This is a genomic window from Thalassotalea algicola (assembly GCF_012932965.1).
GTDB lineage: Bacteria > Pseudomonadota > Gammaproteobacteria > Enterobacterales > Alteromonadaceae > Thalassotalea_F > Thalassotalea_F algicola.
In genome coordinates, this window is record NZ_JABBXH010000001.1 from 23,957 (window position 1) to 49,136 (window position 25,180).

The 25,180-nt window shown below is 39.4% G+C and carries 23 protein-coding genes; 5 read left to right on the plus strand and 18 right to left on the minus strand.

Features of this window, described 5'->3' with window-relative positions; translation table 11 throughout:
- Positions 1–115: 115 nt before the first annotated feature.
- A complete protein-coding gene (locus HII17_RS00130) occupies positions 116–1,750 on the minus strand; it encodes a CTP synthase (protein WP_169073307.1) in 1,635 nt (544 codons plus the stop codon).
- Positions 1,751–1,949: 199 nt separating this feature from the next.
- Between HII17_RS00130 and HII17_RS00135 the strand changes: the two genes are divergently transcribed.
- The gene (locus HII17_RS00135; RefSeq protein WP_169073308.1) at positions 1,950–2,534 is read left to right on the plus strand and encodes a DUF4202 domain-containing protein; all 585 of its coding nucleotides are present in this window, start codon (positions 1,950–1,952) and stop codon (positions 2,532–2,534) included.
- 114 nt (positions 2,535–2,648) lie between these two features.
- Positions 2,649–4,250, plus strand: coding sequence for a GGDEF domain-containing protein (locus HII17_RS00140; protein WP_169073309.1), 1,602 nt, complete (start codon positions 2,649–2,651; stop codon positions 4,248–4,250).
- A 52-nt stretch (positions 4,251–4,302) separates the two neighbouring features.
- Here the strand turns inward: HII17_RS00140 and HII17_RS00145 are convergent, their stop codons facing one another.
- The 4 genes from HII17_RS00145 to rlmD are packed head-to-tail and all read right to left on the minus strand — an operon-like array spanning position 4,303 to position 9,067.
- On the minus strand, positions 4,303–4,671 hold the full coding sequence (locus HII17_RS00145; RefSeq protein WP_169073310.1) for a YbaN family protein: 369 nt from the start codon (positions 4,669–4,671) through the stop codon (positions 4,303–4,305).
- Between the two features lie 10 nt (positions 4,672–4,681).
- The gene (gene mazG / locus HII17_RS00150; RefSeq protein ID WP_169073311.1) at positions 4,682–5,491 is read right to left on the minus strand and encodes a nucleoside triphosphate pyrophosphohydrolase; all 810 of its coding nucleotides are present in this window, start codon (positions 5,489–5,491) and stop codon (positions 4,682–4,684) included.
- Positions 5,492–5,499: 8 nt separating this feature from the next.
- Positions 5,500–7,698 carry a GTP diphosphokinase gene (relA, locus tag HII17_RS00155; RefSeq protein WP_169073312.1) on the minus strand — a complete coding sequence of 733 codons (2,199 nt, stop codon included), beginning with the start codon at positions 7,696–7,698 and terminating at the stop codon, positions 5,500–5,502.
- 40 nt (positions 7,699–7,738) lie between these two features.
- Entirely contained in the window at positions 7,739–9,067 is a 1,329-nt protein-coding gene (gene rlmD / locus HII17_RS00160; RefSeq protein WP_169073313.1) for a 23S rRNA (uracil(1939)-C(5))-methyltransferase RlmD, read from the minus strand.
- A gap of 102 nt (positions 9,068–9,169) precedes the next feature.
- Here rlmD and barA point away from each other — a divergent pair, with 102 nt between their 5' ends.
- A complete protein-coding gene (gene barA, locus HII17_RS00165) occupies positions 9,170–11,968 on the plus strand; it encodes a two-component sensor histidine kinase BarA (RefSeq protein WP_169073314.1) in 2,799 nt (932 codons plus the stop codon).
- A gap of 30 nt (positions 11,969–11,998) precedes the next feature.
- Here the strand turns inward: barA and HII17_RS00170 are convergent, their stop codons facing one another.
- The 12 genes from HII17_RS00170 to rpoE form a co-directional block, all read right to left on the minus strand.
- Positions 11,999–12,244 carry a hypothetical protein gene (locus HII17_RS00170; protein WP_169073315.1) on the minus strand — a complete coding sequence of 82 codons (246 nt, stop codon included), beginning with the start codon at positions 12,242–12,244 and terminating at the stop codon, positions 11,999–12,001.
- 71 nt (positions 12,245–12,315) lie between these two features.
- The gene (acpS, locus tag HII17_RS00175) at positions 12,316–12,696 is read right to left on the minus strand and encodes a holo-ACP synthase (protein ID WP_169073316.1); all 381 of its coding nucleotides are present in this window, start codon (positions 12,694–12,696) and stop codon (positions 12,316–12,318) included.
- The gene (pdxJ, locus tag HII17_RS00180) at positions 12,696–13,427 is read right to left on the minus strand and encodes a pyridoxine 5'-phosphate synthase (protein WP_169074107.1); all 732 of its coding nucleotides are present in this window, start codon (positions 13,425–13,427) and stop codon (positions 12,696–12,698) included. Before pdxJ ends, acpS begins: the two co-directional genes overlap by 1 nt.
- Complete coding sequence (recO, locus tag HII17_RS00185; protein ID WP_169073317.1) at positions 13,427–14,116, minus strand: DNA repair protein RecO; 690 nt, start codon at positions 14,114–14,116, stop codon at positions 13,427–13,429. Before recO ends, pdxJ begins: the two co-directional genes overlap by 1 nt.
- Before the next feature lie 5 nt (positions 14,117–14,121).
- On the minus strand, positions 14,122–15,033 hold the full coding sequence (era, locus tag HII17_RS00190) for a GTPase Era (RefSeq protein ID WP_169073318.1): 912 nt from the start codon (positions 15,031–15,033) through the stop codon (positions 14,122–14,124).
- Positions 15,020–15,715 (minus strand): ribonuclease III, encoded by a 696-nt coding sequence (rnc, locus tag HII17_RS00195; RefSeq protein ID WP_328824432.1) that lies wholly within the window; start codon positions 15,713–15,715, stop codon positions 15,020–15,022. Before rnc ends, era begins: the two co-directional genes overlap by 14 nt.
- Positions 15,715–16,647, minus strand: a complete 933-nt coding sequence (lepB, locus tag HII17_RS00200) for a signal peptidase I (protein ID WP_169073319.1) — start codon at positions 16,645–16,647, stop codon at positions 15,715–15,717. Before lepB ends, rnc begins: the two co-directional genes overlap by 1 nt.
- Positions 16,648–16,654: 7 nt before the next feature.
- On the minus strand, positions 16,655–18,445 hold the full coding sequence (gene lepA / locus HII17_RS00205; RefSeq protein WP_169073320.1) for a translation elongation factor 4: 1,791 nt from the start codon (positions 18,443–18,445) through the stop codon (positions 16,655–16,657).
- 472 nt (positions 18,446–18,917) lie between these two features.
- Positions 18,918–19,385 carry a SoxR reducing system RseC family protein gene (locus HII17_RS00210; RefSeq protein ID WP_169073321.1) on the minus strand — a complete coding sequence of 156 codons (468 nt, stop codon included), beginning with the start codon at positions 19,383–19,385 and terminating at the stop codon, positions 18,918–18,920.
- Complete coding sequence (locus tag HII17_RS00215; RefSeq protein ID WP_169073322.1) at positions 19,385–20,344, minus strand: MucB/RseB C-terminal domain-containing protein; 960 nt, start codon at positions 20,342–20,344, stop codon at positions 19,385–19,387. Before HII17_RS00215 ends, HII17_RS00210 begins: the two co-directional genes overlap by 1 nt.
- Positions 20,341–20,949 carry a sigma-E factor negative regulatory protein gene (locus tag HII17_RS00220; RefSeq protein ID WP_169073323.1) on the minus strand — a complete coding sequence of 203 codons (609 nt, stop codon included), beginning with the start codon at positions 20,947–20,949 and terminating at the stop codon, positions 20,341–20,343. The genes HII17_RS00215 and HII17_RS00220 overlap by 4 nt, the downstream gene beginning before the upstream one ends.
- 49 nt (positions 20,950–20,998) lie before the next feature.
- Positions 20,999–21,577, minus strand: a complete 579-nt coding sequence (rpoE, locus tag HII17_RS00225) for an RNA polymerase sigma factor RpoE (RefSeq protein WP_169073324.1) — start codon at positions 21,575–21,577, stop codon at positions 20,999–21,001.
- Between the two features lie 261 nt (positions 21,578–21,838).
- On the opposite strand from rpoE, the gene nadB reads away from it, so the two are divergent.
- Positions 21,839–23,434, plus strand: coding sequence for an L-aspartate oxidase (gene nadB / locus HII17_RS00230; RefSeq protein WP_169073325.1), 1,596 nt, complete (start codon positions 21,839–21,841; stop codon positions 23,432–23,434).
- Positions 23,435–23,829: 395 nt separating this feature from the next.
- On the opposite strand, the gene HII17_RS00235 is transcribed toward nadB, so the two are convergent.
- The gene (locus tag HII17_RS00235; RefSeq protein ID WP_169073326.1) at positions 23,830–24,081 is read right to left on the minus strand and encodes an FAD assembly factor SdhE; all 252 of its coding nucleotides are present in this window, start codon (positions 24,079–24,081) and stop codon (positions 23,830–23,832) included.
- A 128-nt stretch (positions 24,082–24,209) separates the two neighbouring features.
- Between HII17_RS00235 and ygfZ the strand changes: the two genes are divergently transcribed.
- Complete coding sequence (gene ygfZ, locus HII17_RS00240; protein ID WP_169073327.1) at positions 24,210–25,172, plus strand: tRNA-modifying protein YgfZ; 963 nt, start codon at positions 24,210–24,212, stop codon at positions 25,170–25,172.
- Positions 25,173–25,180 lie beyond the last annotated feature (8 nt).

A 25,180-nucleotide genomic window follows, 5' to 3' on the forward strand; every position in this document is an offset into this window, starting at 1 on the left:
TCACACGTATTAAATTAAAATTTTGCAGATCGCCGCTCCTAGTCATCCTGACTCCGCAGCATATAGTTCATCCTGAACATAAAAAAACCGTAGCTTGGCTACGGTTTTAAAAGTATTACGATTCTTGTTTGTGAAAGTTAAATGCCGCAGCAACAAAACCTTCAAATAACGGGTGTCCATCACGAGGTGTTGAATTAAACTCAGGATGGAACTGACCAGCTACAAACCATGGGTGATCATTATTTTCAATCACCTCGACTAACTTTTTATCCGAAGACAAACCTGAGAACACTAAGCCAGCTTTGCTTAATTGGTCTCGGTAGTTATTATTTACCTCATAACGGTGACGGTGTCTTTCATAAATTGTTTCACTACCATATACGTCGCACACCTTGGTACCTTTCACAAGGTGACACAATTGTGAGCCTACACGCATAGTTCCACCTAAGTCTGACTGTTCAGTTCGCGTCTCAACTTGACCGCCTTCGTCAATCCACTCATTGATTAAACCAACCACAGGGTGAGGTGTCTCAGAATTAAACTCTGTTGAATGTGCGCCTTCCAAACCAGCAACATTTCGAGCAAACTCGATAAGCGCTACTTGCATGCCTAAACAAATTCCTAAGTAAGGTACTTTATTTTCACGTGCGTATTTAGCCGCTAAAATTTTACCTTCTACACCACGCTCACCAAAACCACCAGGAACAAGAATTCCATCTAGCTCTTCAAGCATTTCAACACCTTTGACTTCAAGTGCTTGCGAGTCTATGTATTTTATTTTTACAGTAACTTGGTTTTTAAGGCCTGCATGTTTTAATGCTTCATTTACAGACTTATAAGCATCAGGTAATTCAATATATTTACCCACCATACCAATGGTTAATACATCAATAGGGTTTGCTTCTTGATAAAGTACTTGTTCCCATTCGCTTAAGTCGGCTTCTGGTACGTCTAAACCAAAACGTTTACAGACTATTTCATCGGTACCTTGTGACTTTAATAACGCTGGAATTTTATAGATAGAGTCAACATCACGCATCGACACTACGGCTTTTTCTTCAACGTTACAGAATAGCGCTATTTTGGCCTTTTCGTTCGCAGGAATTTGGCCTTCACTACGACAAACAAGAATATCTGGGAAAATACCGATAGAACGTAATTCTTTTACTGAATGCTGAGTCGGCTTGGTTTTAATTTCACCAGACGCTGCTAAATAAGGTACTAACGTTAAATGCATAAACATTGCGCGTTCACGACCTAATTCAACCCCTAATTGACGAATCGCTTCCAAGAAAGGTTGAGACTCAATATCGCCAACCGTACCACCAATTTCCACCATGGCAACGTCGTAGCCTTCTGCACCTTCAACGACACGGCGTTTAATGTCATTGGTAATATGAGGAATAACCTGAATTGTTGCGCCTAAGAATTCACCCTTACGCTCACGCGCAAGAATATCTTGATAAATACGACCGGTAGTAAAGTTGTTACGCTTGGTCATTTTGGTACGAATAAAGCGCTCATAGTGACCTAAATCTAAGTCAGTTTCTGCACCGTCTTCAGTTACAAAAACTTCACCATGCTGAATTGGGCTCATCGTGCCTGGGTCAACATTGATATAAGGATCAAGCTTTAACATGGTTACTTTCAAACCACGCGCTTCCAAAATAGCAGCTAATGATGCCGCTGCAATACCTTTACCTAAAGACGAAACTACACCGCCCGTCACAAAAATATATCTTGTTGTCATGTTAAACCCAGAAAATAAGGAAGTTTGGAAATTGGCCAAACTTGAATATTTATTGAAAGATTCAAGTATAGCAGGACGGGGCGGCATTATACCGAAAGGCTATGACAACAACAAGCAAAGTGACAATAAAAATAGCAATTGGGCTTTACTAAATTACATCGTATCATTAGTAAAACAGAAACAATCATAAGAACAAATAATGAGTACAACATTTGAACAAGTCATTGCACAAATCGATGCAATTAACAGCCAAGATCCAAATAACGAAATTGTTGAAGGTAAATCAATTGCAAAAGAATTAATTTACGGTCAGCGAATGACAAGTTGTGTAAATGAATTCTGGCCGGATGCTAGTGAGTACTTACAAATAGCCGTTAGAGCTCAACACATAAAACGTTGGGCCATAGCAAGAAGCGAATACCCTCAAGGAAAGGTAGGCTATTTGAAATGGCGTAAAGCACTGGGGCAAATGCATGCACAAACAGCGGCTGACATTATGCTAGAAAAAGGGTACAGCGAATCTGAAGCTGAACAAACCGCATCAATTATTCGTAAAGAAAAGCTAAAATCAAATCCAGAGAGCCAAGCACTTGAAGACGTTGCTTGCATAGTCTTTCTTTGCCACTACTTTGAACCTTTTGCAGCCAAACATAGTGATGAGAAAATTATTAGTATAGTAAAAAAAACATGGAGCAAAATGTCTGAAAAAGCGCAAGGTATTGCGTTAACGCTGACTTTGCCAAATCACTTAGCAAAACTGGTACAGAAAGCACTTAACGACTAATATTTATACTGAGCTAGATGAACTATTCTGTTATTATTGCCTTTATAAGGCAAGCTCACGCAATGGGCTTAATAATAACCCTCAGTAATTCCAGAACATTTGTGGAAAAAGTTGATGAATTCGGAAATAAGTAGTCAAGACATCAATACCTTAAAGCGCACCAACACCGAGTTGAAGCGCGCTTTAAAACATTTCATTGAAGTAGCGCCAAATACTGGGCCTCTGTCTGTACAAATAAATAATATCAAAGAAGCGTTGAAATCTAATGAGGCAATGTTTACGTTTGCGTCGTTAGTAGAACAGTACGCAAAAATGAAGAAAAATTTTGATAATGTCGATTATCAAGCGCAGAAAAAAGATGTAAATTCATTTAAGTCATTGATAAAAAAAGTTTCTGATAAAAATTTATCGACTAATCAACAAGAAAAAGTTGAAGATATTTTATCTGAAATCTCCTTACAACAACCTGCGCACGTTCTATTAATAGGCGCAGGTAAAGCGCTCGAATATTTAGCCAGCGATCTTGCAAACGTGAGAGATTCGTCCAGCATTGTTGTTTCTGAAGGTGATATTACCACCGAAGAAACAGGCGTTGTTGCAGCTGATATTCACTTAGCAAGTAAAAAGCTGCTTAAAGACGTGGTTATTGTGTCGAAACAATTAGCTAAAACTTACCCTAATGATAAATTTATTAGTAATGTTTTACATGAAGCGTCGAATGTCAAAGAAGGTAAAGGCAACTTTTTTGCTTCAATTAACTTACTTGAAAGAACGACAACCTACCTTACACTGCTGATACAACAAGAGCGTTGTGCAGCCGAAGAAATGCTCAATGATATTCATGCAAATTTGGTTGATGCATTTAATCGCACCACGGTTATTCAGAGCATTGTTGAATCGAGTAAAGATGAAGGTAATCGCGTCACCAATAATATGGTGACTGAACTTAAAAATATGGAAGTGAAAGCGCGTGCGATTGACACCATAGAAGGAATGCAGCGTCATATTAAAGACAGCGTTACTTTGTTGTCAGATATCATGAACGATTACGCTAAAACCCAAAATGAAATTCACCTCACTCACGAAGCAACCATAAATGAGCTTACTCACAAAATAGAAAGCACTTCGAGTTTTGTCGATAAACTTGAAAAGAAACTTAATGTTGCTGAAGAAGTAAGCCTAATTGACGAGTTAACGACCGTTGGCAACCGTAAAGGGTATGTACTTCGAATTAATAAAGAACGAAAAGATTGGCAAGCTTCTAAACAACCGTTAGCACTAATGGTTATTGATGTCGATCGCTTCAAAAGTATTAATGATAGCTATGGCCATAGTATTGGCGACCAAGTATTAAAATGCTTAGGTCAAACCTTGAAAAAGCACATTCGTTCAACTGACTATGTTGCTCGCTATGGTGGTGAAGAGTTTGTTATTATTTTACCTGCAACAGATTTAGGCAAAACAGTACAAATAGCTCGAAAAATTCGAGATGTTGTCAACAGCTTAAAATTTGAATTACGCAAGAAAAATAAAGTATTAAAGATTACTTGTTCATTTGGCATTTCAACATTTACCGATAAAAACAGTAATAGTACCGAAGTTTTCAACGCCGCAGACAAAGCGCTCTATCAAGCAAAAGAAAGTGGCCGCGACGCTATTGTAGTGGCTAAAGATGAACAAATGGTTGATATTGAGTTAGAAAAAGAAATTGTTTAATTACCACTCAATTTCATTAAACCAGATATTCATATATTGAAAAAAAGCGAGTTTAGAACTCGCTTTTTTTATCTTCCGATAAAGGTAGCCGCCAAATAAAAATAAATGGCCCGGTGACCAGTGCAATCACAAGTAGCTGCCAATGAGGTTCAGGTAACACATAACAAGACCAAGCAACTGCAAGCACCATAGAAATCAACGATATAATTTTTGCTCGCTTTGGAATAGCTCTATGTTCTTGCCAGTCTAAAATCATTGGGCCAAATACTTTATTAGATATAAGCTTGTTGTATAAACGAGGAGACGATTTAGCAAAGCAAGCTGCCGCAACAAGTAAGAACGGTGTAGTTGGTAACACAGGAAGTGCCGCCCCTGCCATTGCTAACCCAACAAATAACAACCCAATATACTTAAGTAACATCAATAAACACCTAATTACTTTGCTTTTGACTTCGCTTCTTTGCGACTTGCCAAAAACTTTCTAACGTCTCCAAATTATGTTGTTCAATCGACTTTCCTGTTTCTAACGCCAATTGTTCAACCGTTTCAAAGCGTTGAATAAACTTATTATTAGCAGCCCTTAATAATGCTTCAGGATCTTGTTTAGCATGTCGACAAACATTAACAACAGCAAACATCAAATCCCCTAACTCTTCCGCTAATCGCTCGTCACTTTGATTAAGCTCAGCTTTAACTTCAGCCACTTCTTCTTCAACTTTTTCAAAGCACTGTTCAATATTATCCCAGTCAAAACCGACATGAGCACAACGCTTTTGAATTTTATTTGCGCGAGAAAGTGCCGGCAACGCTTGAGGAATATCAGCCAATATACTCAAATCTTCGTTTGGTGATTTACTCGCTCGCTCCTTCGCTTTTTCGTTTTCCCAATTTGCTTTAATTTGTGCTTCGGTGTGTAACGATTCGTCAGCAAACACATGCGGATGTCGTCGAATTAACTTTTCACATATTGCCGCGACAACACTATCAAAATCAAAGCGTTTTTGTTCTAAGCCGAGCTGGCTATAGAAAACTACTTGGAACAATAAATCGCCAAGCTCTTTTTCCAATTCAGTATAGTCTTGTTGATTAATAGCTTCAGCCACTTCATAAGCTTCTTCTATAGTATGGGGGACAATTGAAGCAAAATCCTGTTTTAGATCCCACGGGCAGCCAGTTTCAGGATCTCTTAATTGCGCCATGATCCAACGTAGCTTATCCATAGAAGCCTTATCACTTAACATAAATTTTCCTAATGAGATAAACGCTTAACATCAATTACATCATCTAGCTGACGTAACTTAGCCAATATTCGATTTAGCATTTCACTATTGGCAATTTCAATAGTAAAGCTCATTCTAGTTGTTTGTTTTAAACTATCTGAGTGACTCGCCATACCAGCAATTAGTACTCTTTCATTAGCAATAATTGTCGAAATATCACGTAAAAGCCCATGCCGATCACTAGCGGTAATTTGCAGTGTCGCTTGATAACTTTTTTGTTGTTGATGACCCCATTGCACTTCAATTTCACGCTCTGGTTGCTGCTCTAGTGAGTTTGCCAATTGTTCACAATCCGATCTATGCACCGAAATTCCACGCCCCTGCGTAATAAAGCCGGTAATATCATCACCGGGTACCGGCTGACAACATTTCGCCATATGAGTCATTAAGTTACCAACACCAGAGACAATCACGCCGTCGCTAGCAACCGGCTTTTTCTGGGCAGCTTGTTGGTTTACCAATGATTGAGGATCTATCTCAGGTTCCGGCTGAGATTTCGCATACTTTTGCTGCAGATAATTAACGACTTGCTGCAACCTAGCATTGCCTGAACCTATTGCTGCATATAAGTCTTCAATGGTACTCATGTTGAAGCGTTTGGCTGCTGCAAGTAAATCAACAGATTCAATATGCGCTTTACTGATCTCAGCATCAATCAATACTTTGCCTTGTTCGACATGTTTATCGCGATCTAACAGCTTAAAGAAGTGCTGAACTTTCGCTCTAGCGCGTGCTGAATGAATATAGCCCAAACTAGGGTTTAACCAATCACGACTCGGATTTGGTTTTTTACTGGTTAATATTTCAACTTGATCACCAGTTTGTAATTGATGAGTAAATGGCACAATGCGACCAAATACTTTAGCGCCGATACAGCAATGCCCTACATTAGAGTGAATATAATAAGCAAAGTCTAACGGGGTTGCGCCTACAGGTAAATCGATCACATCACCGTTAGGTGTAAAGGCGTAAATGCGATCTTCAAATACTTGGCTGCGCAGCTCGTCAAGCACTTCACCACTTTCTGAAACATCTTCCTGCCACTGCAAAATTTTACGCAGCCACTCTACTTTTTCATCAAAGCCTGATGTTTTACCGTGAGCACTACCTTCCTTGTACCGCCAATGTGCCGCTACGCCTAATTCCGCATCTTGATGCATTTGCTCTGTACGTATTTGGATTTCAACAGACTTACCTTCAGGCCCTAAAACTACCGTATGAATTGATTGGTAGCCATTAGATTTAGGCGTTGCCACATAGTCATCAAACTCATTAGGTAAATGCTTCCAATTTGTATGAACTACACCTAGGGCTGCATAGCAATCCTGTAATTGGTCTGTAATTATTCTTACCGCACGCACATCAAACAATTGTTCAAAGTCCAACGACTTTTTCTGCATTTTCTTCCAAATGCTATAAATATGTTTTGGTCGTCCATAAACCGTTCCTTTAACATTCATCGCTTCCAATTGACTTTGTAAGTTATCAACAAAGTCGACCATGTATTGTTCACGATCTAAACGTTTACCATCCAACCACTTGGCAATTTTTTTGTAGGTTTCAGGGTGTAGATAACGAAAAGCAATGTCTTCCAATTCCCACTTTAGCTGGCCTATTCCAAGACGATTTGCCAGAGGCGCATATATATTTGCCGTTTCTTTTGCTGCAATAACACGTATATCTTCTTCGCTATTTTTCACTAAACGTAGATAACATAAACGCTCTGCTAGCTTGATTACTACAGCACGTACATCTTCGACCATTGCCAATAGCATTCGGCGAATATTATCAACCTGATTCGCCGCGACTTTATTGGTTTGCTTTTGTTGAAGTGTTTTAATGGCCTGCATCTGATGCGTACCTTTACATAACATAAAGATTTGCTTACCAAATGTCTCTTTAATCTCTTCTAAACAGTAAGTGCTGTTATCAACTAACGGAATTAAAAATGCGGCGCATAAAGAATCTTTATCTAAGTTTAATTCGGCAAGTATCTCTACCATTTCTAACGATTTAGTCAGGGCTCTTTCATCATTATCAAACTTGCTATGAACTTGTGACCAAAGCGTTTGAAGTGCTTCTGATTTAGCTTCAGTTATATCGAGTGCAGTTAACCACTGCTCGAAACTATTTGTCGATAATTGATGGGATTTTCGTACAGAAACCATTGAACTAACCTTAGAGCATAAGAATTAATAAGCGCTAACTTTACTTTGCAAACAATACCATAGTTTCCACATGCTTTGTTTGACTAAACATATCAATTAAACCAATTTTTTTTATCTGATAACCAGCAGACACTAAGGCTTTTGCGTCACGAGCCAAACTTGCCGGTTCACAGCTCACATAAAGAATTTTTTCAGGAGAAAATTGTAATAATTGTTGGCAAGCCTCAAATGCTCCTGCTCGCGCAGGATCTAATAATACTTTATTAAAAGGCACGTTGCTCCATGCTTGATTTTGCCAATTACTGTTTAGATCCAATTGATAAAACTGGGCATTAGTTATGCCATTATGCGCAGCATTTTCTCCTGCGCTTTGCACCATGGCTTCTACACCTTCAACCCCAACTACATGCTTTGCATGCTGAGCCATAGGTAATGAGAAATTACCTAACCCACAAAATAAATCCAAGACAGTATCATCTTCAGTTAACGTTAACCATTCAATAGCTTGTTTTATCATTGCTTGGTTTACACTGGCGTTAACTTGAATAAAGTCGCTAGCAGTAAACTTAACGTCAATATCGCCTAATGCATATGACATCTCAGGTAATTGCTCATTTAAGGCAACTATCGACTTACCTGTATCAAAGGAGACTTGCCAATTATTTTTGTCTGCAGCGTTTTGCCAAACTTGCTTTACATGTTCTGTTAATTTTAATAATTGCCTAACGACCAGCGATGGCCGCTCCCCTGCAATAACCTCTATATGGCCGATAGCGTTTGGTAATTCTAGCTGCGAGATAACATTATTTAGATCGCTAAATATTTCGACCAATGAGTTGTCTAACACCGGACAAGTCTTTATTGGTGTTAGCGTATTGGTATCTTTACGACGAAAGCCAACTATCGCCTCACCTAATTTATTATACTGAACACCGATACGGGCCTTTCGGCGATAGTGCCAAATATCTTCGCTAACTACCGATAACCAAGGTAACTTATCAATGCCTTCACGGCCGAAGAGCTCATCTACTTTTCGTTGCTTAAACGACAGTTGACCTTGGTGAGACAAGTGCTGTAACTCGCAGCCTCCACATTGATAGTAATGTTCGCAGCGAGGCTTTTCCCTTAATTCAGACAACTGATTAATTTTAATCGGCTGCCCTTTTATAAATTTACTTTTTTGTTCAACTACTTTAGTTGCTACTTGCTCTCCAATTAAAGTGTTTGCAACAAAGACTGATTTTTTTTGATAACGGCCAACACCAACGCCATTAAGATCAAGGCGCTCTATTGTGATATTGATGGTTTTACCAACCAATGATTTAACAGCTGGTTTGGCGTTTTTAGCCGCTTTATATATTTTTGCCATTGAAAGCTCAGCCTATGCTTGAATGTATGCTATAAATTTACGCGTTGATATGACATGATAATGTCTTCAGAGGATTGATTTTACACTAAGTTCTAACGAAAGATGCATAAAATAAGCCTAAAAGACTGGGTTGTATTACTTACCATAGTACCAACAACATTGATTGGCTTTGGTATTGGCGGCTATTTCTCGTATAGTCGTTATGTAGAGCTTGATGAATATCTCACCCTTCGCGCTCAGAGTATTCTAGAACCAATCGCTATTGTTGGCGTCGAGCCGATAATCACTAAAGACAGGGAAAGATTAAGACGCTTAATTGGCACCGCACACCGAAACCATTCGGACATTGTCAAAAACATCACAATATTTACCGCAGATAACCAAATATTTGTTACTAGCGCCTATCATGGTGAAACGGGATTAATGCGCCTAAAACCTGGCCAGGAAATCCCCCAAAAGACCGTCATCGAAACGATCCCAAATTACTTAATCTTTAGAACACCTATTTATGATGAAGCTCGACAACTAACTCCAAATTCAGTGTACGAAAATGCCTTAGGTTATATCGCCGTGCAAATTGATCGCAATAAAGTTCAGTTTAAACAGCAAAGCCAGATAGTTATTGCGCTATTCATTGTTATTTTTGGTTCATTGATTAGTGCCATCTTTACATTCCGCCTAATTAAAAACGTAACTCGACCTGTTACTTCGATGGTGCAAGCAGTAGACAGGATCCGAGAAGGTAAATTAGAAAGTCGCGTCAGTGGACAGCTAATTGGTGAATTGAATTTCTTGAAAAATGGTATTAACGCCATGGCACAAAGCTTAGGCGACTACCATGATGAAATGCAGCGCAGCATCGACCAAGCAACGGTAGATTTACGTGAAAGTTTAGAGCAATTTGAAATTCAAAACGTTGAGTTAGATATTGCGAAACGAAAAGCCCAAGATGCTAATAAAGTAAAGTCTGAATTCTTAGCCAATATGAGCCATGAGTTAAGAACACCACTAAATGGTGTTATTGGCTTTACAAGGCAAGTATTGAAAACTCCATTGAGTGAAACACAACGAGATTATTTACAAACAATAGAGCGCTCTGCCAATAATTTATTAGCGATTATTAATGACATTCTAGATTTCTCTAAACTTGATGCCGGTAAAATGGTGATTGAAAATATCCCGTTTGCACTAAGGGAATCAATAGAAGAAACACTGACATTACTCGCACCTAGTGCACACAAAAAGAATATAGAATTATCACTGCGTATTGCCGATCAAATCCCCGACTCGCTCATTGGTGATGCAATGCGTATTAAACAGATTTTGATAAACCTCGCCAATAACGCTATAAAATTTACCGAAAAAGGTTCGGTCTGTATCGACGTAGACACTGAAAACTTATCAGATGGCAAAGCCATTATAAAAGTAACGGTTACTGATACTGGTATCGGTATGAACAACGACCAACAGAAAACCATATTTGAAGCATTTGGTCAGGCGGATAAAAGTGTCACACGCTTATACGGTGGTACAGGTTTAGGCTTAGTTATCTCTCAGCGCTTGGCTAGAGAAATGCGCGGCGATATCGGTTTTGTAAGTGAAGTACGCCGAGGCTCTACGTTCTGGTATACCTTTGAGTGTGAAATAAATCCAGTATCACTTGGCCAGCCATTATTAGCGCAAGCATTAGAAAATAAGAGTATTTTATATTTTGAGCCCCACATTCATGGACGAATTGCCACTAGTGACATTATGGCTAATTGGAAAATGACTGTGATGCCGATAGAAAGTTTAGATGAGCTCAGTAATGCCTTAGAGCAAGAACAATCTTATGATTATGCATTGATCAGTCACGATGTTACACCAACTGCTTTACCTGAACTTAAGGCGCTTATTACTTCTTTAAAAGAAAAAATTCCCTCAGTTCATTTAGCAATAAACAGCAATTCCCCTAGCCTACAAGAAGTACTGATTGGCTGCGGCGCAACAAGCTGTTTAAGCAAACCATTAACACCAGCTAGACTGGCTAGAGTACTTTCACCACAAGAACAGTCTACAGGTCATCAAACTATCGTCGCATTAGGGCAAAAAGCCCCTATTAAAGTACTCGCTGTTGATGATAATGATGCCAACCTTAAGTTAATTAAGGCCTTGCTAACAGAACAAGTACAAGAAGTCATCACTGCTAGTAATGGTGAAGAAGCGGTAGAACTATGTAAAAGTGAAAAATTTGCTCTTATCTTTATGGATATTCAGATGCCAGTAATGGATGGTGTTACTGCATTGAAAACAATTAAAGCAAACACGTTTAATGATCAAACACCAATAATTGCAGTTACGGCCCACGCCTTAAGTGGCGAAAAAGAAAAACTACTTGTCGAAGGTTTTAGCTCATATATGACTAAGCCAATCGATGAATCAATGCTTAAGCACACGATTTATGAATATTGTGATCTTGAACTTTTGAGTGCCCCAACGTTAGCGGAGCAGTTAAATGCTGTAGGGCAAACATTAAGTGTCAAAACAGAAGCCATCGACTGGAATTTAGCGCTTTCTCGCACCGGAAATAAAGTGCATTTAGCTAAAGATATGCTCTCTGGCTTAGTAAGTAGTTTGCCTGAAACGAAACTATTAATCGATGACGCTATAACCTGCCAAGACGTTGAACAAGTTAAAGTATTAATACATAAACTCAACGGCGCTTGTTGTTACACAGGTGTTCCTGCATTAGGAAAAATTACACAACAAATTGAAACTATGTTAAAACAAAATCAATCGTTAGATGACCTAGAGCCGGAGTTTTTCGAGTTTTTTGAGCATATTGAACACGTGCTAAAAGAAGCACCTACGGTACTAGACAACATAGATGAAATGACGATAAGCGAATCAGCGAGTAATTAAAATTAGACCGGAATTCGTTAAATTGCTAATTTAACGAATTCGAATATTTGGTGACGTATTAATTTCACCATCTTCCGCAATAACTGCAACGCCACCGTTACAAATTAAAACAGCTAAACTTTTGCCGTTGTCATTGCGAATGAATTGTAATTCATAGCCAAACTTACCAAGACTACTCGCCGAAAATTTTTGCGCTAACGATAGACGTGACCACCAGATTGATTGCTCTGGCGGCTCTGCTCTTCTATCTTCTAACGGTTTTTTCTCCGGTTGCATGGTATACACCCTTCTACTACAAACTCTATACACCAGTTTAAAGTATAACTGATGATTTAATATTCGCCACTTTATTTCGACAAGACCACAAATGCAAGCGCATAATGCTTTTCATCAGAAATAGAAATGTGCCAATTATCTGCACCTAAGCCTTTCGCCAACTCTAACGCGCGGTCAGAAAGGTGAAGTACTGGTGCACCGCTAGCCAAACTTTCTATAGTAAAGTGTTGAAACGAAACACCATCGGCTATGCCTGTACCCAATGACTTAGCCGCCGCTTCCTTAGCTGCCCATCGTTTTGCCAGATAACTGTCTGACTGAGTTAACTGCAGATAATGCTGGTATTCTATCGACGTTAATACACGCTTAGCTAAACGTTCTTTCGCGGCTTCCTTCATTGAAGATATTCGCGAGACTTCAACGATATCTGTACCAATGCCGACTACTGACATTACAATCTCGCTTCAATCATTAATTGCTTCATATCACGTACAGCTTTATCTAACCCGTCAATAGCTGCTCGTGCGATAATCGCATGACCAATATTAAGTTCAATAATTTGCTCGATTGCAGCGACGGGCTTAACGTTATGATAATGAAGGCCATGCCCAGCATTAACTTTTAAGCCGATATTGTCGGCATATTCAATTCCTGCTTTTAAACGAGCTAATTCTGTTAATTGCGCTTGCTCATTAGTGGCATCAGCATAATGACCAGTATGAATTTCTATAAAAGGTGCTTTAGTTGCTTTTGCAGCATCAATTTGTGCATTGTCTGCATCGATAAATAGACTTACTAAAATACCTTCATTAGCTAGTTTAGTAACGGCGTCAGTTACTTTATCTAGCTGACCAGCGACATCTAACCCCCCCTCAGTGGTTAGCTCTTCGCGCTTTTCTGGTACTAAACAAACAAAAGTAGGCTTTACCTGACACGCGATATCGATCATCTCGTCAGTCACGGCCATTTCTAAATTCATCCGAGTTTGCAATGTTTCTTTCATAACATGAACATCGCGGTCTTGAATATGGCGTCTATCTTCTCGCAAATGAATGGTAATGCCATCAGCACCTGCGTGTTCTGCGACACTTGCTGCATGCGCTGGATCGGGGTAAGTTGTACCGCGCGCTTGTCTCAATGTTGCAATATGATCAACATTTACGCCTAGTAGAATATCCTTCATCATTTCTTCTCTTTTTTAAATAACTTACGACTGTTTAGCGTTTTATTGCCGAGTAATTGATTAATCAACTCTCGCATCAGTAATTTTGCTGTTCTAAGTGCATTTTGATCGTTAAATTGATGATTGGCTAGCAATAAAACATCTGACTTAAGGTAAGCATTTTTCCCTTTAAGCGATTCGCTAAACCCTTCATCAAAACTAAAACTCACATAGTCAGATTGACAAGCTAATGCTTGCTCGAAGTTCAAACCAATACCTAACTCACTTAGCAAGGATAACTCAAAGTGACGTAGTGCGGGCTCATTGCTACCGGCTAGATTAAATTGTTGTATGGCTTGATGATAGAGCTTAAATAGCTCAGGGCAAGGTATTAGCTCTGGTAGTAACTTTACTAGTAGTTCATTTAAGTAAAAGCCGCAGTATAAATCGCTCCCTACTAGGGGGATTGAGCGTCCATCAGCTTCCACCGATTGTAATGACTTTAATTGGCTTTTCCCTTTCAATTGTACTTTTAACGGGAAAAAAGGTTGTAACAAAGGTTTTTTATTTGATTTCGCCGTCTTACCAGCATAGACCACTGCGGCAACTTTCCCCTCTTGCTCTGTCAATAACTCAACCAAGAGTTTATGTTCTTGGTAGGGACGAGAGTGCAGTAAAAATGCAGATTGAGGGGAAGCAATATCAATCAAAGTATTTAACCGGAGTAATCGTCACCATAACCTAAACTGCGTAATGCTCGTTCGTCATCAGCCCAACCGGTTTTCACTTTTACCCAAGTCTCTAAAAACACTTGCTGGCCAAATAATGCTTGCATGTCACGGCGAGCTTCTTGACCTATTGTCTTAAGTTTTTCGCCTTTATTACCAATTATCATGCGCTTTTGGCTATTGCGCTCCACTAAAACTAACGCGTTTATATGTAAGATACCTTTGGCATCTTGTTTGAACTGCTCAATTTCTACTGTCGTAGAATAAGGTAATTCATCACCAGTAAAACGCATTAATTTTTCGCGCAATATCTCGGATGCCATAAAGCGACTCGAACGATCAGTTATATAGTCTTCTGGAAACCAAAAATCGCTTTCAGGTAACGCATCAAAACACAATTGTTTAATTTTATCGACATTGTCACCTTTAGTGGCAGCTATCGGAACAATGTCTTTAAAGTCATGCATTTTACCAAGCTTTTCAAGGTGAGGAAGTAATGCTTCTTTTTCCTGAACATTGTCAATTTTATTGATAGCTAATACACAAGGTACGCCACTATTTTTGATTTTCTTAAGCACCATTTCATCATCGGTAGTCCAATGTGTGCCCTCGACCAAAAATACAATTTGCTCTACTTCCGAAATCGAGCTGCTTGCAGCTCGATTCATGAGCCGATTGATTGCTCGTTTCTCTTCCGAATGTAAGCCAGGAGTATCAACGAGAACTGCTTGGTAATCACCTTCGGTTAAAATACCTAATATACGATGACGTGTTGTTTGTGGCTTGCGTGATGTAATACTCACTTTTTGCCCTAGTAAGGTATTTAGCAATGTTGACTTACCAACGTTAGGGCGACCAACAATAGCGATTAAACCACAGTGCGGGTTATTTGTTGTCATTGTTTATCATCTCCAAAACTTTTTCAGCTGCGGCCTGCTCAGCTTTTCTGCGGCTAGTGCCCTTGGTAATAATTTCTTTCTGCGAAATTTCTGTTGTACATTTCACCGTAAACTCTTGATTATGCGACTGACCTTTAATATCAATTACTTCATAACTGGGCAACGAAATTTTGCGGGCTTGAAGGTATTCCTGTAGACGAGTTTTAGGATCTTTTTGCGTGATACCTGGTTTGATTTCTGCCAAGCGAGGTTTAAACCATGTTAACACCTGCTGCTTACAAGTATTGATGTCTGAATCAAGATAGATTGCGCCAATTATCGCTTCTACAGCGTCTTCTAAAATGGAGTCTCGGCGGTGGCCACCACTTTTCTTTTCACCTGGTCCAAGAATTAAGTGTTCACCTAGTTTAAAGTCTCGTGCCATCTCTGCCAACGTTACACCACGAACTAAACTCGAACGCATACGAGTTAAGTCGCCTTCACTTTGTTTTGGAAATTGGGTAAATAGTTGCTCGGCTATTACAAATCCTAAAATAGAGTCTCCTAAAAACTCTAACCTTTCATTGTGCTCACCTTTAGCACTACGATGGGTTAACGCCTGTAACAATAACCTTTGCTCGTTAAATTGGTAACCAATGCGTTTACTGAGCCGAGCTAAAGCTTCAGGGGTATTTCTGATCACTACTCAATTCCACCAATACGCGAGAAGCGAACCGAAGAAGGTATCCAGCTTGGCATCCAATCTGGTACCCAGCTATTCTCACCACGTTCAAATGCAAAGCTCATCCAAATAGCCACAGCTTCACCTACCAGATTTTCTTCTGGTACAAATCCCCAAAAACGGCCATCTAAACTATTATCGCGGTTGTCACCCATTACAAAATAGTGACCTTCCGGTACGACAAACTCATCTCTTTGGCTTCCTTGTTGATTAAAGTAATGTGGCGTGCGCGGTAACGTATTGTCATTAACTAAAATTTGATGTGTTCGATTTGGCATACGTGAAGTGTAGCGAGTTAATTCGAAGCCATTATCTTTATATTCACCTTTTGCTTCAAAGTCTTGAATAACTTGCTCAAACTCAGGACATGTCGAATCTGAAGGTTGACAAGCAGGTTTGATATAAAGTGATTTATTACGATAAATAACACGATCACCAGGTAAACCAATAACACGTTTAATATAATCAATTTGTGGCTGAACTGGGTATTTAAACACCACTACGTCACCACGTTCTGGTAAACCGATTTCAATAAACTTATTACGTACTACCGGATCTTTTAAACCATAGTTAAATTTATTGACTAAAATAAAGTCACCATCAAAAAGTGTTGGCATCATAGAGCCAGACGGTATTTGAAAAGGTTCATATAAAAATGACCGAAGAATAAGTACAAAGGCTATTACAGGGAAGATTTGCACTGCGGTATCTACTGCTGCCGAAGGCTCTTCAATCTTTGCTTTTTCTTCATCACTTAACGCCGCAACACTTTGTTCAAGTACTGCTGCTAATTTAAGCTTACGCTGTGGCGCCAAATAAAATTTGTCAGCTATCCATACTATGCCAGTAACTAGTGTAACGATAACCAAAAATAGTGAAAAATAAACAGCCATGTAAATCCTAGTTCTCTAATTTCAATACGGCTAAAAACGCTTCTTGTGGCACTTCAACGTTACCAACTTGCTTCATGCGTTTTTTACCTTCTTTTTGCTTCTGTAAAAGTTTCTTCTTACGACTAACATCACCACCATAACATTTTGCAGTTACATTTTTACGCAGCTGTTTAACCGTCGTACGCGCGATAACGTTATTGCCTATGGCAGCTTGAATTGCAATATCAAACATTTGGCGATGGATTAATTCTTTAAGCTTCTCAACTAACATACGACCACGGGCTACTGAGTTACTGCGGTGAGTGATCATCGCCAGTGCATCAACGCGATCACCATTAATCATCACATCAGCTCGAACCATATCTGACGCTTCAAAACGTATAAAGTGATAATCAAGAGATGCATAGCCGCGAGAAGTTGATTTCAATTTATCAAAGAAATCCATTACCACTTCAGCCATAGGTAGTTCATAAGTAACAGCCACTTGATTACCGTGATAAATAATATCTTTTTGTACGCCACGCTTTTCAATACACAAGGTAATTACATTACCTAAATGCTCCTGAGGCACTAAAATATTAGCCTGTACGATAGGTTCTCGAATTTCAGAAATTTCATTTACTGGCGGTAAATCTGCTGGATTATCAACAGAGATAACTTCACCTTTGGTTGTTTCTACTTCGTAGTTTACCGTTGGTGCAGTAGTGATTAAGTCAAGGTCATATTCACGGGCCAAACGCTCCTGAATAATTTCCATATGAAGCATACCTAAAAAGCCAATACGGAAACCAAAACCTAACGCTGATGAGTTCTCTGGTTCAAAAAATAGCGATGCATCATTCAAACTCAATTTGTTCAAAGCATCACGGAAGCTTTCATAATCATCTGAGCTAATCGGGAAAATACCTGCATACACTTGCGGCTGCGCTTTTTTAAATCCAGCTAAAGGTTGTGCAGCTTCTTTTTTATGAATGGTAATGGTATCACCAACTGGGGCACCGTGAATTTCCTTAATACCAGCAATGATAAAGCCTACTTCACCGGTTCTTAAAATACCTGTTTCTGTTTGCTTGGGCGTGAAAATACCAACTTTATCGATGATATGTGTTTGCCCAGTCGACATAACCACCATCTTATCGCCTTTTTTCACTTCACCATTCATGACACGAACTAGTGAAACAACGCCTTGGTAATTATCAAACCAAGAATCGATAATCAGCGCTTGTAGGTGGTCATTTGGCTCACCTTCCGGTGCTGGAATATTTTCTACGATACACTCTAAAACATCTTCAATACCAATGCCCGTTTTAGCGGAACATGCCACAGCACCAGTTGCATCAATACCAATAATATCTTCGATTTCCTCACACACTCGATCAGGGTCGGCCTGAGGTAAATCGATTTTATTTAAGATAGGTAAAACTTCAAGATCCATTTCGATAGCGGTATAACAATTCGCTACCGTTTGTGCTTCTACCCCTTGTCCTGCGTCGACAACTAATAAAGCACCTTCACAAGAGGCAAGTGAACGAGAAACTTCATACGAGAAATCAACGTGACCAGGGGTATCGATAAAGTTTAACTGGTAAACCTCACCATCTTTCGCCTTATAGTCTAAGGTCACACTTTGTGCTTTGATAGTAATACCACGTTCTTTTTCAAGATCCATGTTATCTAATACTTGAGCTTCCATTTCACGATCGGAAAGGCCACCACAGTGTTGAATTAGTCGATCAGATAAAGTTGATTTGCCATGGTCAATGTGGGCAATTATTGAGAAGTTACGTATGTGCTTCATTTTAAAGGAGTTTACTCTTATGTGTTAACAGGATTTGCTAAACAGGGATCCTTAAAGGGGACCGAAAATTTTTTGGTAAGCATTATGATGCTTGATTTCGGTTTCCTACTGATTACTTAAATTGGCGGTATTATAAGCCAAGTAAAAGCTTAATGCTTGTATTTGTTTCCAACCTAAGCACTTAAAGACATGTTTAAATCACAAGAAGCGCATGTGTATATAATTCAAATAGAACGTCAACATAGTGAATAACCTTTTCAAAGCGGTTACAATTACTTCTAACTCAATATGAACAAGTATAATTCGATGATTTATTTATGCTTGGTCGGGAATATAACTTCGGGATGGAGTCAAAAACTTGGTATGAATTGTCGCCTTTTTCTCAAGAGCGGAAATTACCCTACTTTCGCTGTCGCTATAACAGACAATTTAATAACCACTATTGATTAATTAGCGTGGCTATTCTTACAAGTTAACTAATATCAACAGCTAAAGAAGCGCTTACTTTTTGTTTTATTTGGGGTTGCAATGCTTTGTCTACTTCATGTTGGCTTACGCGATGTTTAGCAAATTTAAAGCCTAAATATCCACCTAAAAGTGCAAATAAAATGACAAATCCTTCACTGATAGTACCATTGTTAAAAAAACCAAACTGTGCAATTGCAGCAAAGCCAATCAGCCCAAGAATTGGCCATAAATAAACTTGCCAAGCTACTGAAAGCAAGGCTTGTTCTGGGATAGAAATAAGTACTTTATCGCCAATATCGAAAGCTTCTTGTGTTGGTATTTCTAACATCAATTTTGGCTGAGGGAAGGCTTTAGCTACTTGACCACTACCGCAATTATCGACCTGTTGGCATTGACTACAGCTTGATTTAACCTGACTCTGCACAACTACACAATCAGGCTTTAAATCGACAACTGTCGCCAACTCTTCCATTACTGTCCGCCTGCAGCATTCGGCGCAATAGAGTCAGCAATAGCTTTTGCTGTTACTGAAGGAATTTTACCAACAACACTGACTTCAATACCGTTATTCACTTGGTTAAGAACGACGGTCGCACCATTCATGACATACTCCATCGGGCGCTGTTTATCGGCACTCGGATTTACGTAAACAGAAATATCGACAAGACCATCATTAAACAACATAAATTCAACTGGCTGCTTGGTTTGGGTGACACGATGGCGGTTCGATTGAATACGTTCAAACCCCTCTGGTAGCCAATTGACTTGCCAAGCAAATGGTTGTTTCTCTGTATCAGGTAAAGTTAATACTTGCGGTAACTCTGCATTAGCTAGTTGATTTAAACTCTCCGCAGGTTTTTCGGTAATTTCCAAGTGGGTAAATTGGATTTGCTCTAGCAATTGCCCTTTACGCGTAATAAGAGCCATCTTCAATGGCAGGCCGCTTTCCATATCTAGCCATAGCCAATGACCGAATCGATGGCCATCTCTTGAGACTATTCGAATTAACTGAGCTGACTTTCCCAACACACGACTACGCCCTACCGATATAAACTCATAGTTCTCAATAAGTGCAGTAATATCTTGACGATAAATAGCAGGAATGGGGCCACTAATATGGTTTGCATTCACTGAATATGGCGGTAGTTCAGGCTCTATATAACTTACCACTTGCCCTTTACGCAACACGTCTCTACGAGGACCATTGAGTAATGAAAGAATTTCTAATTCAGTGTTAGTTTCATCTACCCCGTGAAACCAATGGTAAGGTTCCGCTTGGTTATTTTTGACAACAACGAATGAGGTATTAAAGTTTAGCGTATTGAGTGATTGTGACAGGCGTTTAAGCCAAGATTCGGCTTGTTCATTTTCCATCGCTATTGCTGAAAAGCTTGTGCTTAACAGCAATAGCAAACTACTGATTAATTTCATTTAGGCGTATCTTCTACCTGCTCTTGAGCTTGAGTTTCACCATTATTAGACGCCTCTTTTGTTACGGCACTAAGTTTAACTTGCTGATTATGATCAGCGAGTAAAGCTTGAAAACGTCTTTGCTGTTCGATGTAAGCTTGCTTTTGAGCTGCGCGATTTGGTGATTGGTAGTTTAAACTGACTGGGTCAGCAACGCCAGCAATTGGGTAAGTTTGAATGACTTGTTGATGAGGAACGCTTTGTTCATTTTCAGCAACATTAGTTGTTTGTACACCTAATATCATTAAACCAGCAGCAGAAGCAGCAATAGCGACTTGACCAAAAGGCTTAGCCAATTGCACCACTTTGGCTTTAGTCGCTTGAATGAATTTATTACGACGAGGTGCCAATACGGTAGGTTCTTCAGCAATTGCCTGAGCGATTTGCGTCGATAAGTCTAAACGAATAGATTCTGGCGTATCGTCACGCAATACGTCACCTATCAAATGATAATTTTCCCAGCGTTGAGCGGACTCTTGCTCATTTAGCACACTGTCAAGTTTTTCCACGTCTTGCTTGTAGTTATCCATCAAGCCAGAGACGGTTTCAAACTTACTTTCACTCATAAAAACACCTTATCTAAATATTAGCGCTGTAATTATTATTACTGCAATTTTAGCGTTGCAACAAAGGACTAATTTTCTTATCAATTGCATCACGTGCTCTAAATATTCTTGAGCGCACAGTGCCTACAGGGCACTCCATAATTGTCGCAATTTCTTCGTAACTTAACCCTTCAATTTCCCTAAAGTTAATTGCCAATCGCAAATCTTCAGGTAATTGCTCCATCGTTTCAAAAACGACGCGTTTAATTTCTTCTGTAAGCAGCACACGTTCTGGAGAAGCATTTTCTCTCAGAGCATCGCCACCCTCATAAAACTCTGCATCTTCCACCTCAACATCAGTACTAGGTGGCTTTCTGCTACCTGCGACCATGTGGTTTTTAGCGCAGTTTACTGCTATTCGATATAGCCAAGTATAAAAGGCACTTTCACCTCTAAAATTTGGCAATGCTCGATAAGCCTTAATAAATGCCTCTTGTACAATATCTGGAACATCAGCTTGGTTTTTCACATATCGGCTAACCAAGCTGGAAACTTTTATTTGGTATTTCTTTACCAAAAGATTAAAAGCCCCTTTATCTCCTCGTTGTACTTTCTCGACCAATTCCTGATCGATTCTCTGTTCGCTCATGTGAGCCAATACTCCTAAAAAACTACTTTCATCTACATCTGGCTCAAGACAAACGCAATTGTTATGACTATACGTATTTAATAAAGTTCGAAAAAATACAAAAAAAATTACGTTTTATTTGAATATCGTGTGTAAATCACTATTCCGTGCGCCATTTACACGCTAAAATTCGATTCTATTTAGATTAACTGAATATTGCTTTTTTTACACGTGCAAAAGCGACTTACGGCAATAAGTAAGTAGATCACGACCGGAAAAATTATGAGTAAACAACACAATTGCGATGTTTTAATTATTGGCAGCGGTGCGGCTGGTTTAACCTTAGCATTACACCTTGCACAAAATGCTGACGTAATTGTACTCAGTAAAGGGCCAATTAATGAAGGGTCTACGTTTTACGCTCAAGGCGGTATTGCCGCGGTTTTTGATGAAAACGACAGTATAGACTCCCACGTCGAAGACACGCTAGTTGCTGGTGCCGGACTTTGCGAAGAAGACGTAGTTCGTTTTACTGCGGAAAATGCGAAAGCCTGTTTAGAGTGGTTAATAGAACAAGGAGTCAACTTTGATCAAGAACCTGGAGAAAACGGCGAAGCTAAGTACCATTTAACGCGTGAAGGCGGTCATAGTCATCGTAGAATATTGCATGCAGCAGATGCTACAGGTCAAGCAGTACAAGAAACACTAGTAACTCGTATTAAACAGCACAGCCGTATTCGTGTATTTGAACGGTACAACGCTATTGATTTAATTAATCAAGACCGCAACGACCAAAAAGCTTGTATAGGTGCCTATATTTGGAACCGAAATAGTGAAAAGGTTGAAAGCATTCATGCGCGAAAAACGATTTTGGCGACAGGTGGCGCAAGTAAAGTTTATCAATATACGTCAAACCCCGACGTAGCCAGTGGTGATGGTATAGCCATGGCATGGCGCGCAGGTTGTCGTGTCGCGAATATGGAATTTAATCAATTCCATCCTACATGCCTATTTCATCCGAGTGCCGGCACCTTTTTATTAACGGAAGCTTTGCGAGGTGAAGGGGCAATATTAAGACGTCCGAACGGCAGTCGTTTTATGCCAGAATTTGACGAGCGAGCAGAATTAGCACCGCGTGATATTGTAGCCCGCGCTATTGATTACGAAATGAAGCGACTTGGTGCAGATTGCATGTATTTAGATATTAGCCATAAATCTGCTGACTTTATTAAGCAACACTTCCCGACGATTTATCAAAAAACTAAGTCGCTTGGTATAGACATGACAAAACAACCAATTCCTGTCGTACCTGCAGCACACTACACTTGTGGCGGTGTCATGATTGATAAATCAGGCAAAACCGACATAGACAATTTATATGCTATTGGTGAAGTAGCCTACACAGGCCTGCACGGTGCAAACCGTATGGCAAGCAACTCTTTATTAGAATGCCTAGTATTTGCTCGAGCCGCAGCAAAAGACATTACCAATAGCCTAAAAACCTATGAAAAATACATTAAACTCCCTCACTGGGATGAAAGTCGAGTAACCGATTCTGACGAAGAAGTCGTCATTCAACATAACTGGCACGAGCTAAGACTATTTATGTGGGACTATGTCGGTATAGTTCGGACCAGTAAGCGCCTAGAGCGCGCACTTCATCGTGTTGAGCTATTGCAAATGGAAATTGACGATTACTATCGTCATTTTAGAGTAAGCAATAACTTACTCGAACTTAGAAACCTAGTTCAAGTTGCTGAACTTATTATAAAAAGTGCCATGCAGCGTAAAGAAAGCCGAGGACTTCATTACACGCTAGATTATCCAGATTTAATTGAAAACTCGAGTAGCACAATATTGTCGCCTAAAGCGACTTAACTAAATAGCTAAGATGGGAAGTTTGTTCTCGGTTCAACTCAAATCGCGGAACAAAAACCTGTTTGCATTGATTTATATTAGACGGCGAACTCGTTGCTTTCATGCTTAACCAAAAGCCTAAGCCATTCTTTCGGCTATTATTTGTTAGTAGAAATGTTTGACCATTCAATAACAATGCAGCACTCGGTAAAGCAATTGTAATCAGGACTTCATCACTTGTATAAAATAATGAAGACAGCTGTTTTACCAATAACGCGGAGCACATTAAAATAGCAAATACACATTGCCAAAGTAATAACGCATTTTCTATAAAATAAAAGGCACTGCATAGTGCCCAAATAGTCGTTATGGAAAATAGTGAAATACGCTCAAAATTAAGCGCTTTAAAACGAATATTACACTTTGATTCGCTTAAGAATGATTTGTACGATTTCGTTAAGTGCAGCGTCTTCACATTTTTCGTGTCCCATAAACCAAGCAAATAATTCAGGATCATCACATTCTAATAAACGTTCAAATTCTTTTTGTTGCTGCTCAGTAAGCTGGTCATAAGCTTGATCTACAAATGGCATAAATAGTACATCTAATTCCAACATACCACGGCGACATGCCCATTTTAGGCGTGCTTTATTCTTAGCTAATGACATAATTTTCCCTTTTCATTCAATCTAGATATATTCTAACAATTTCACAAATAAAATCGCAGCTTTAGCTTGTTTTTTTTCAAAATGCCTATACTTGTATTTCAACGACTCTTCAAATCTTTACATGATAGATGACAGACGCACGACCCAATTTAGATACATTACCCAATAACTTCATTATTCCCTTGCCACAACTTTCTGCGATTCGCTTGAGAGGCGAAGAACAGCAAAAATATTTGCAAAGTCAGGTAACCTGTGACGTTAATGAGCGTAACAGCCAGAGTTTGCAGCATGGCGCTCACTGTGATGCTAAAGGTAAAGTACTTTCAGTTTTTCGCTTAGTTGAGCACCAACAAGCATTATTGCTTATTCAGCCAGAAGAGAGCTTAACCTTGTCATTAGCAGAGCTTAAGAAATTCGGCGTATTTGCTAAAGTGGAAATTGAGCAAGCAACAGATATCGCTTTTGCCGCTTTTGTAGGTGACGATAATGCCCAAGCTTTGCAAACTAAACTGGGACAGCTACCTGATGAATCGACTCCAGTTGTCCATCTAGATGATGTCAGTGTTGTGTATTTGGCAGGTAATATCCATCGCTATTTAGTGATTACTGCGGTTGAGACATTGGCAACATTAGTCGATAACACGAATTCCCCCGTTGTCGACAGTGATGTATGGCAATTACTCGAAATCTCTGAAGGATTTCCGTGCCTCGGTACCGACTCCGTACAACACTATGTACCTCAAATGCTGAACTTAGACCAAATCAATGGCATCAGCTTTACTAAAGGTTGTTATTTAGGGCAAGAGACAGTTGCACGAATGCAATATTTAGGAAAAAACAAAAAAATGATGGTGCAACTTGTAGGCAAATATAACGGTTTACTGAGTGAGGACATCGCCGTTGAAAAGCAGCTAGGAGAAAATTGGCGCTCAGCTGGCGAAGTACTTAACTATTATCAAGCCACTGATGGCAGTTCATATATACAAGCAGTTGTCGGAAATGATATTGCTGAACAACAAGCTTTACGAGTAAAAGGTATGCCCGAGATTGAGCTAAGCTTAGTAACATTACCTTATACTTCTACTTCTTAACTATTTAG

Coding starts and splice junctions, on each gene's coding strand:
- HII17_RS00130 (WP_169073307.1), bottom strand. CDS start 1,750: ATGACAACAAGATATATTTTTGTGACGGGCGGTGTAGTTTCGTCTTTA.
- HII17_RS00135 (WP_169073308.1), top strand. CDS start 1,950: ATGAGTACAACATTTGAACAAGTCATTGCACAAATCGATGCAATTAAC.
- HII17_RS00140 (WP_169073309.1), top strand. CDS start 2,649: ATGAATTCGGAAATAAGTAGTCAAGACATCAATACCTTAAAGCGCACC.
- HII17_RS00145 (WP_169073310.1), bottom strand. CDS start 4,671: ATGTTACTTAAGTATATTGGGTTGTTATTTGTTGGGTTAGCAATGGCA.
- mazG (WP_169073311.1), bottom strand. CDS start 5,491: ATGTTAAGTGATAAGGCTTCTATGGATAAGCTACGTTGGATCATGGCG.
- relA (WP_169073312.1), bottom strand. CDS start 7,698: ATGGTTTCTGTACGAAAATCCCATCAATTATCGACAAATAGTTTCGAG.
- rlmD (WP_169073313.1), bottom strand. CDS start 9,067: ATGGCAAAAATATATAAAGCGGCTAAAAACGCCAAACCAGCTGTTAAA.
- barA (WP_169073314.1), top strand. CDS start 9,170: ATGCATAAAATAAGCCTAAAAGACTGGGTTGTATTACTTACCATAGTA.
- HII17_RS00170 (WP_169073315.1), bottom strand. CDS start 12,244: ATGCAACCGGAGAAAAAACCGTTAGAAGATAGAAGAGCAGAGCCGCCA.
- acpS (WP_169073316.1), bottom strand. CDS start 12,696: ATGTCAGTAGTCGGCATTGGTACAGATATCGTTGAAGTCTCGCGAATA.
- pdxJ (WP_169074107.1), bottom strand. CDS start 13,427: ATGAAGGATATTCTACTAGGCGTAAATGTTGATCATATTGCAACATTG.
- era (WP_169073318.1), bottom strand. CDS start 15,033: ATGACAACAAATAACCCGCACTGTGGTTTAATCGCTATTGTTGGTCGC.
- lepB (WP_169073319.1), bottom strand. CDS start 16,647: ATGGCTGTTTATTTTTCACTATTTTTGGTTATCGTTACACTAGTTACT.
- lepA (WP_169073320.1), bottom strand. CDS start 18,445: ATGAAGCACATACGTAACTTCTCAATAATTGCCCACATTGACCATGGC.
- HII17_RS00210 (WP_169073321.1), bottom strand. CDS start 19,385: ATGGAAGAGTTGGCGACAGTTGTCGATTTAAAGCCTGATTGTGTAGTT.
- HII17_RS00215 (WP_169073322.1), bottom strand. CDS start 20,344: ATGAAATTAATCAGTAGTTTGCTATTGCTGTTAAGCACAAGCTTTTCA.
- HII17_RS00220 (WP_169073323.1), bottom strand. CDS start 20,949: ATGAGTGAAAGTAAGTTTGAAACCGTCTCTGGCTTGATGGATAACTAC.
- rpoE (WP_169073324.1), bottom strand. CDS start 21,577: ATGAGCGAACAGAGAATCGATCAGGAATTGGTCGAGAAAGTACAACGA.
- nadB (WP_169073325.1), top strand. CDS start 21,839: ATGAGTAAACAACACAATTGCGATGTTTTAATTATTGGCAGCGGTGCG.
- HII17_RS00235 (WP_169073326.1), bottom strand. CDS start 24,081: ATGTCATTAGCTAAGAATAAAGCACGCCTAAAATGGGCATGTCGCCGT.
- ygfZ (WP_169073327.1), top strand. CDS start 24,210: ATGACAGACGCACGACCCAATTTAGATACATTACCCAATAACTTCATT.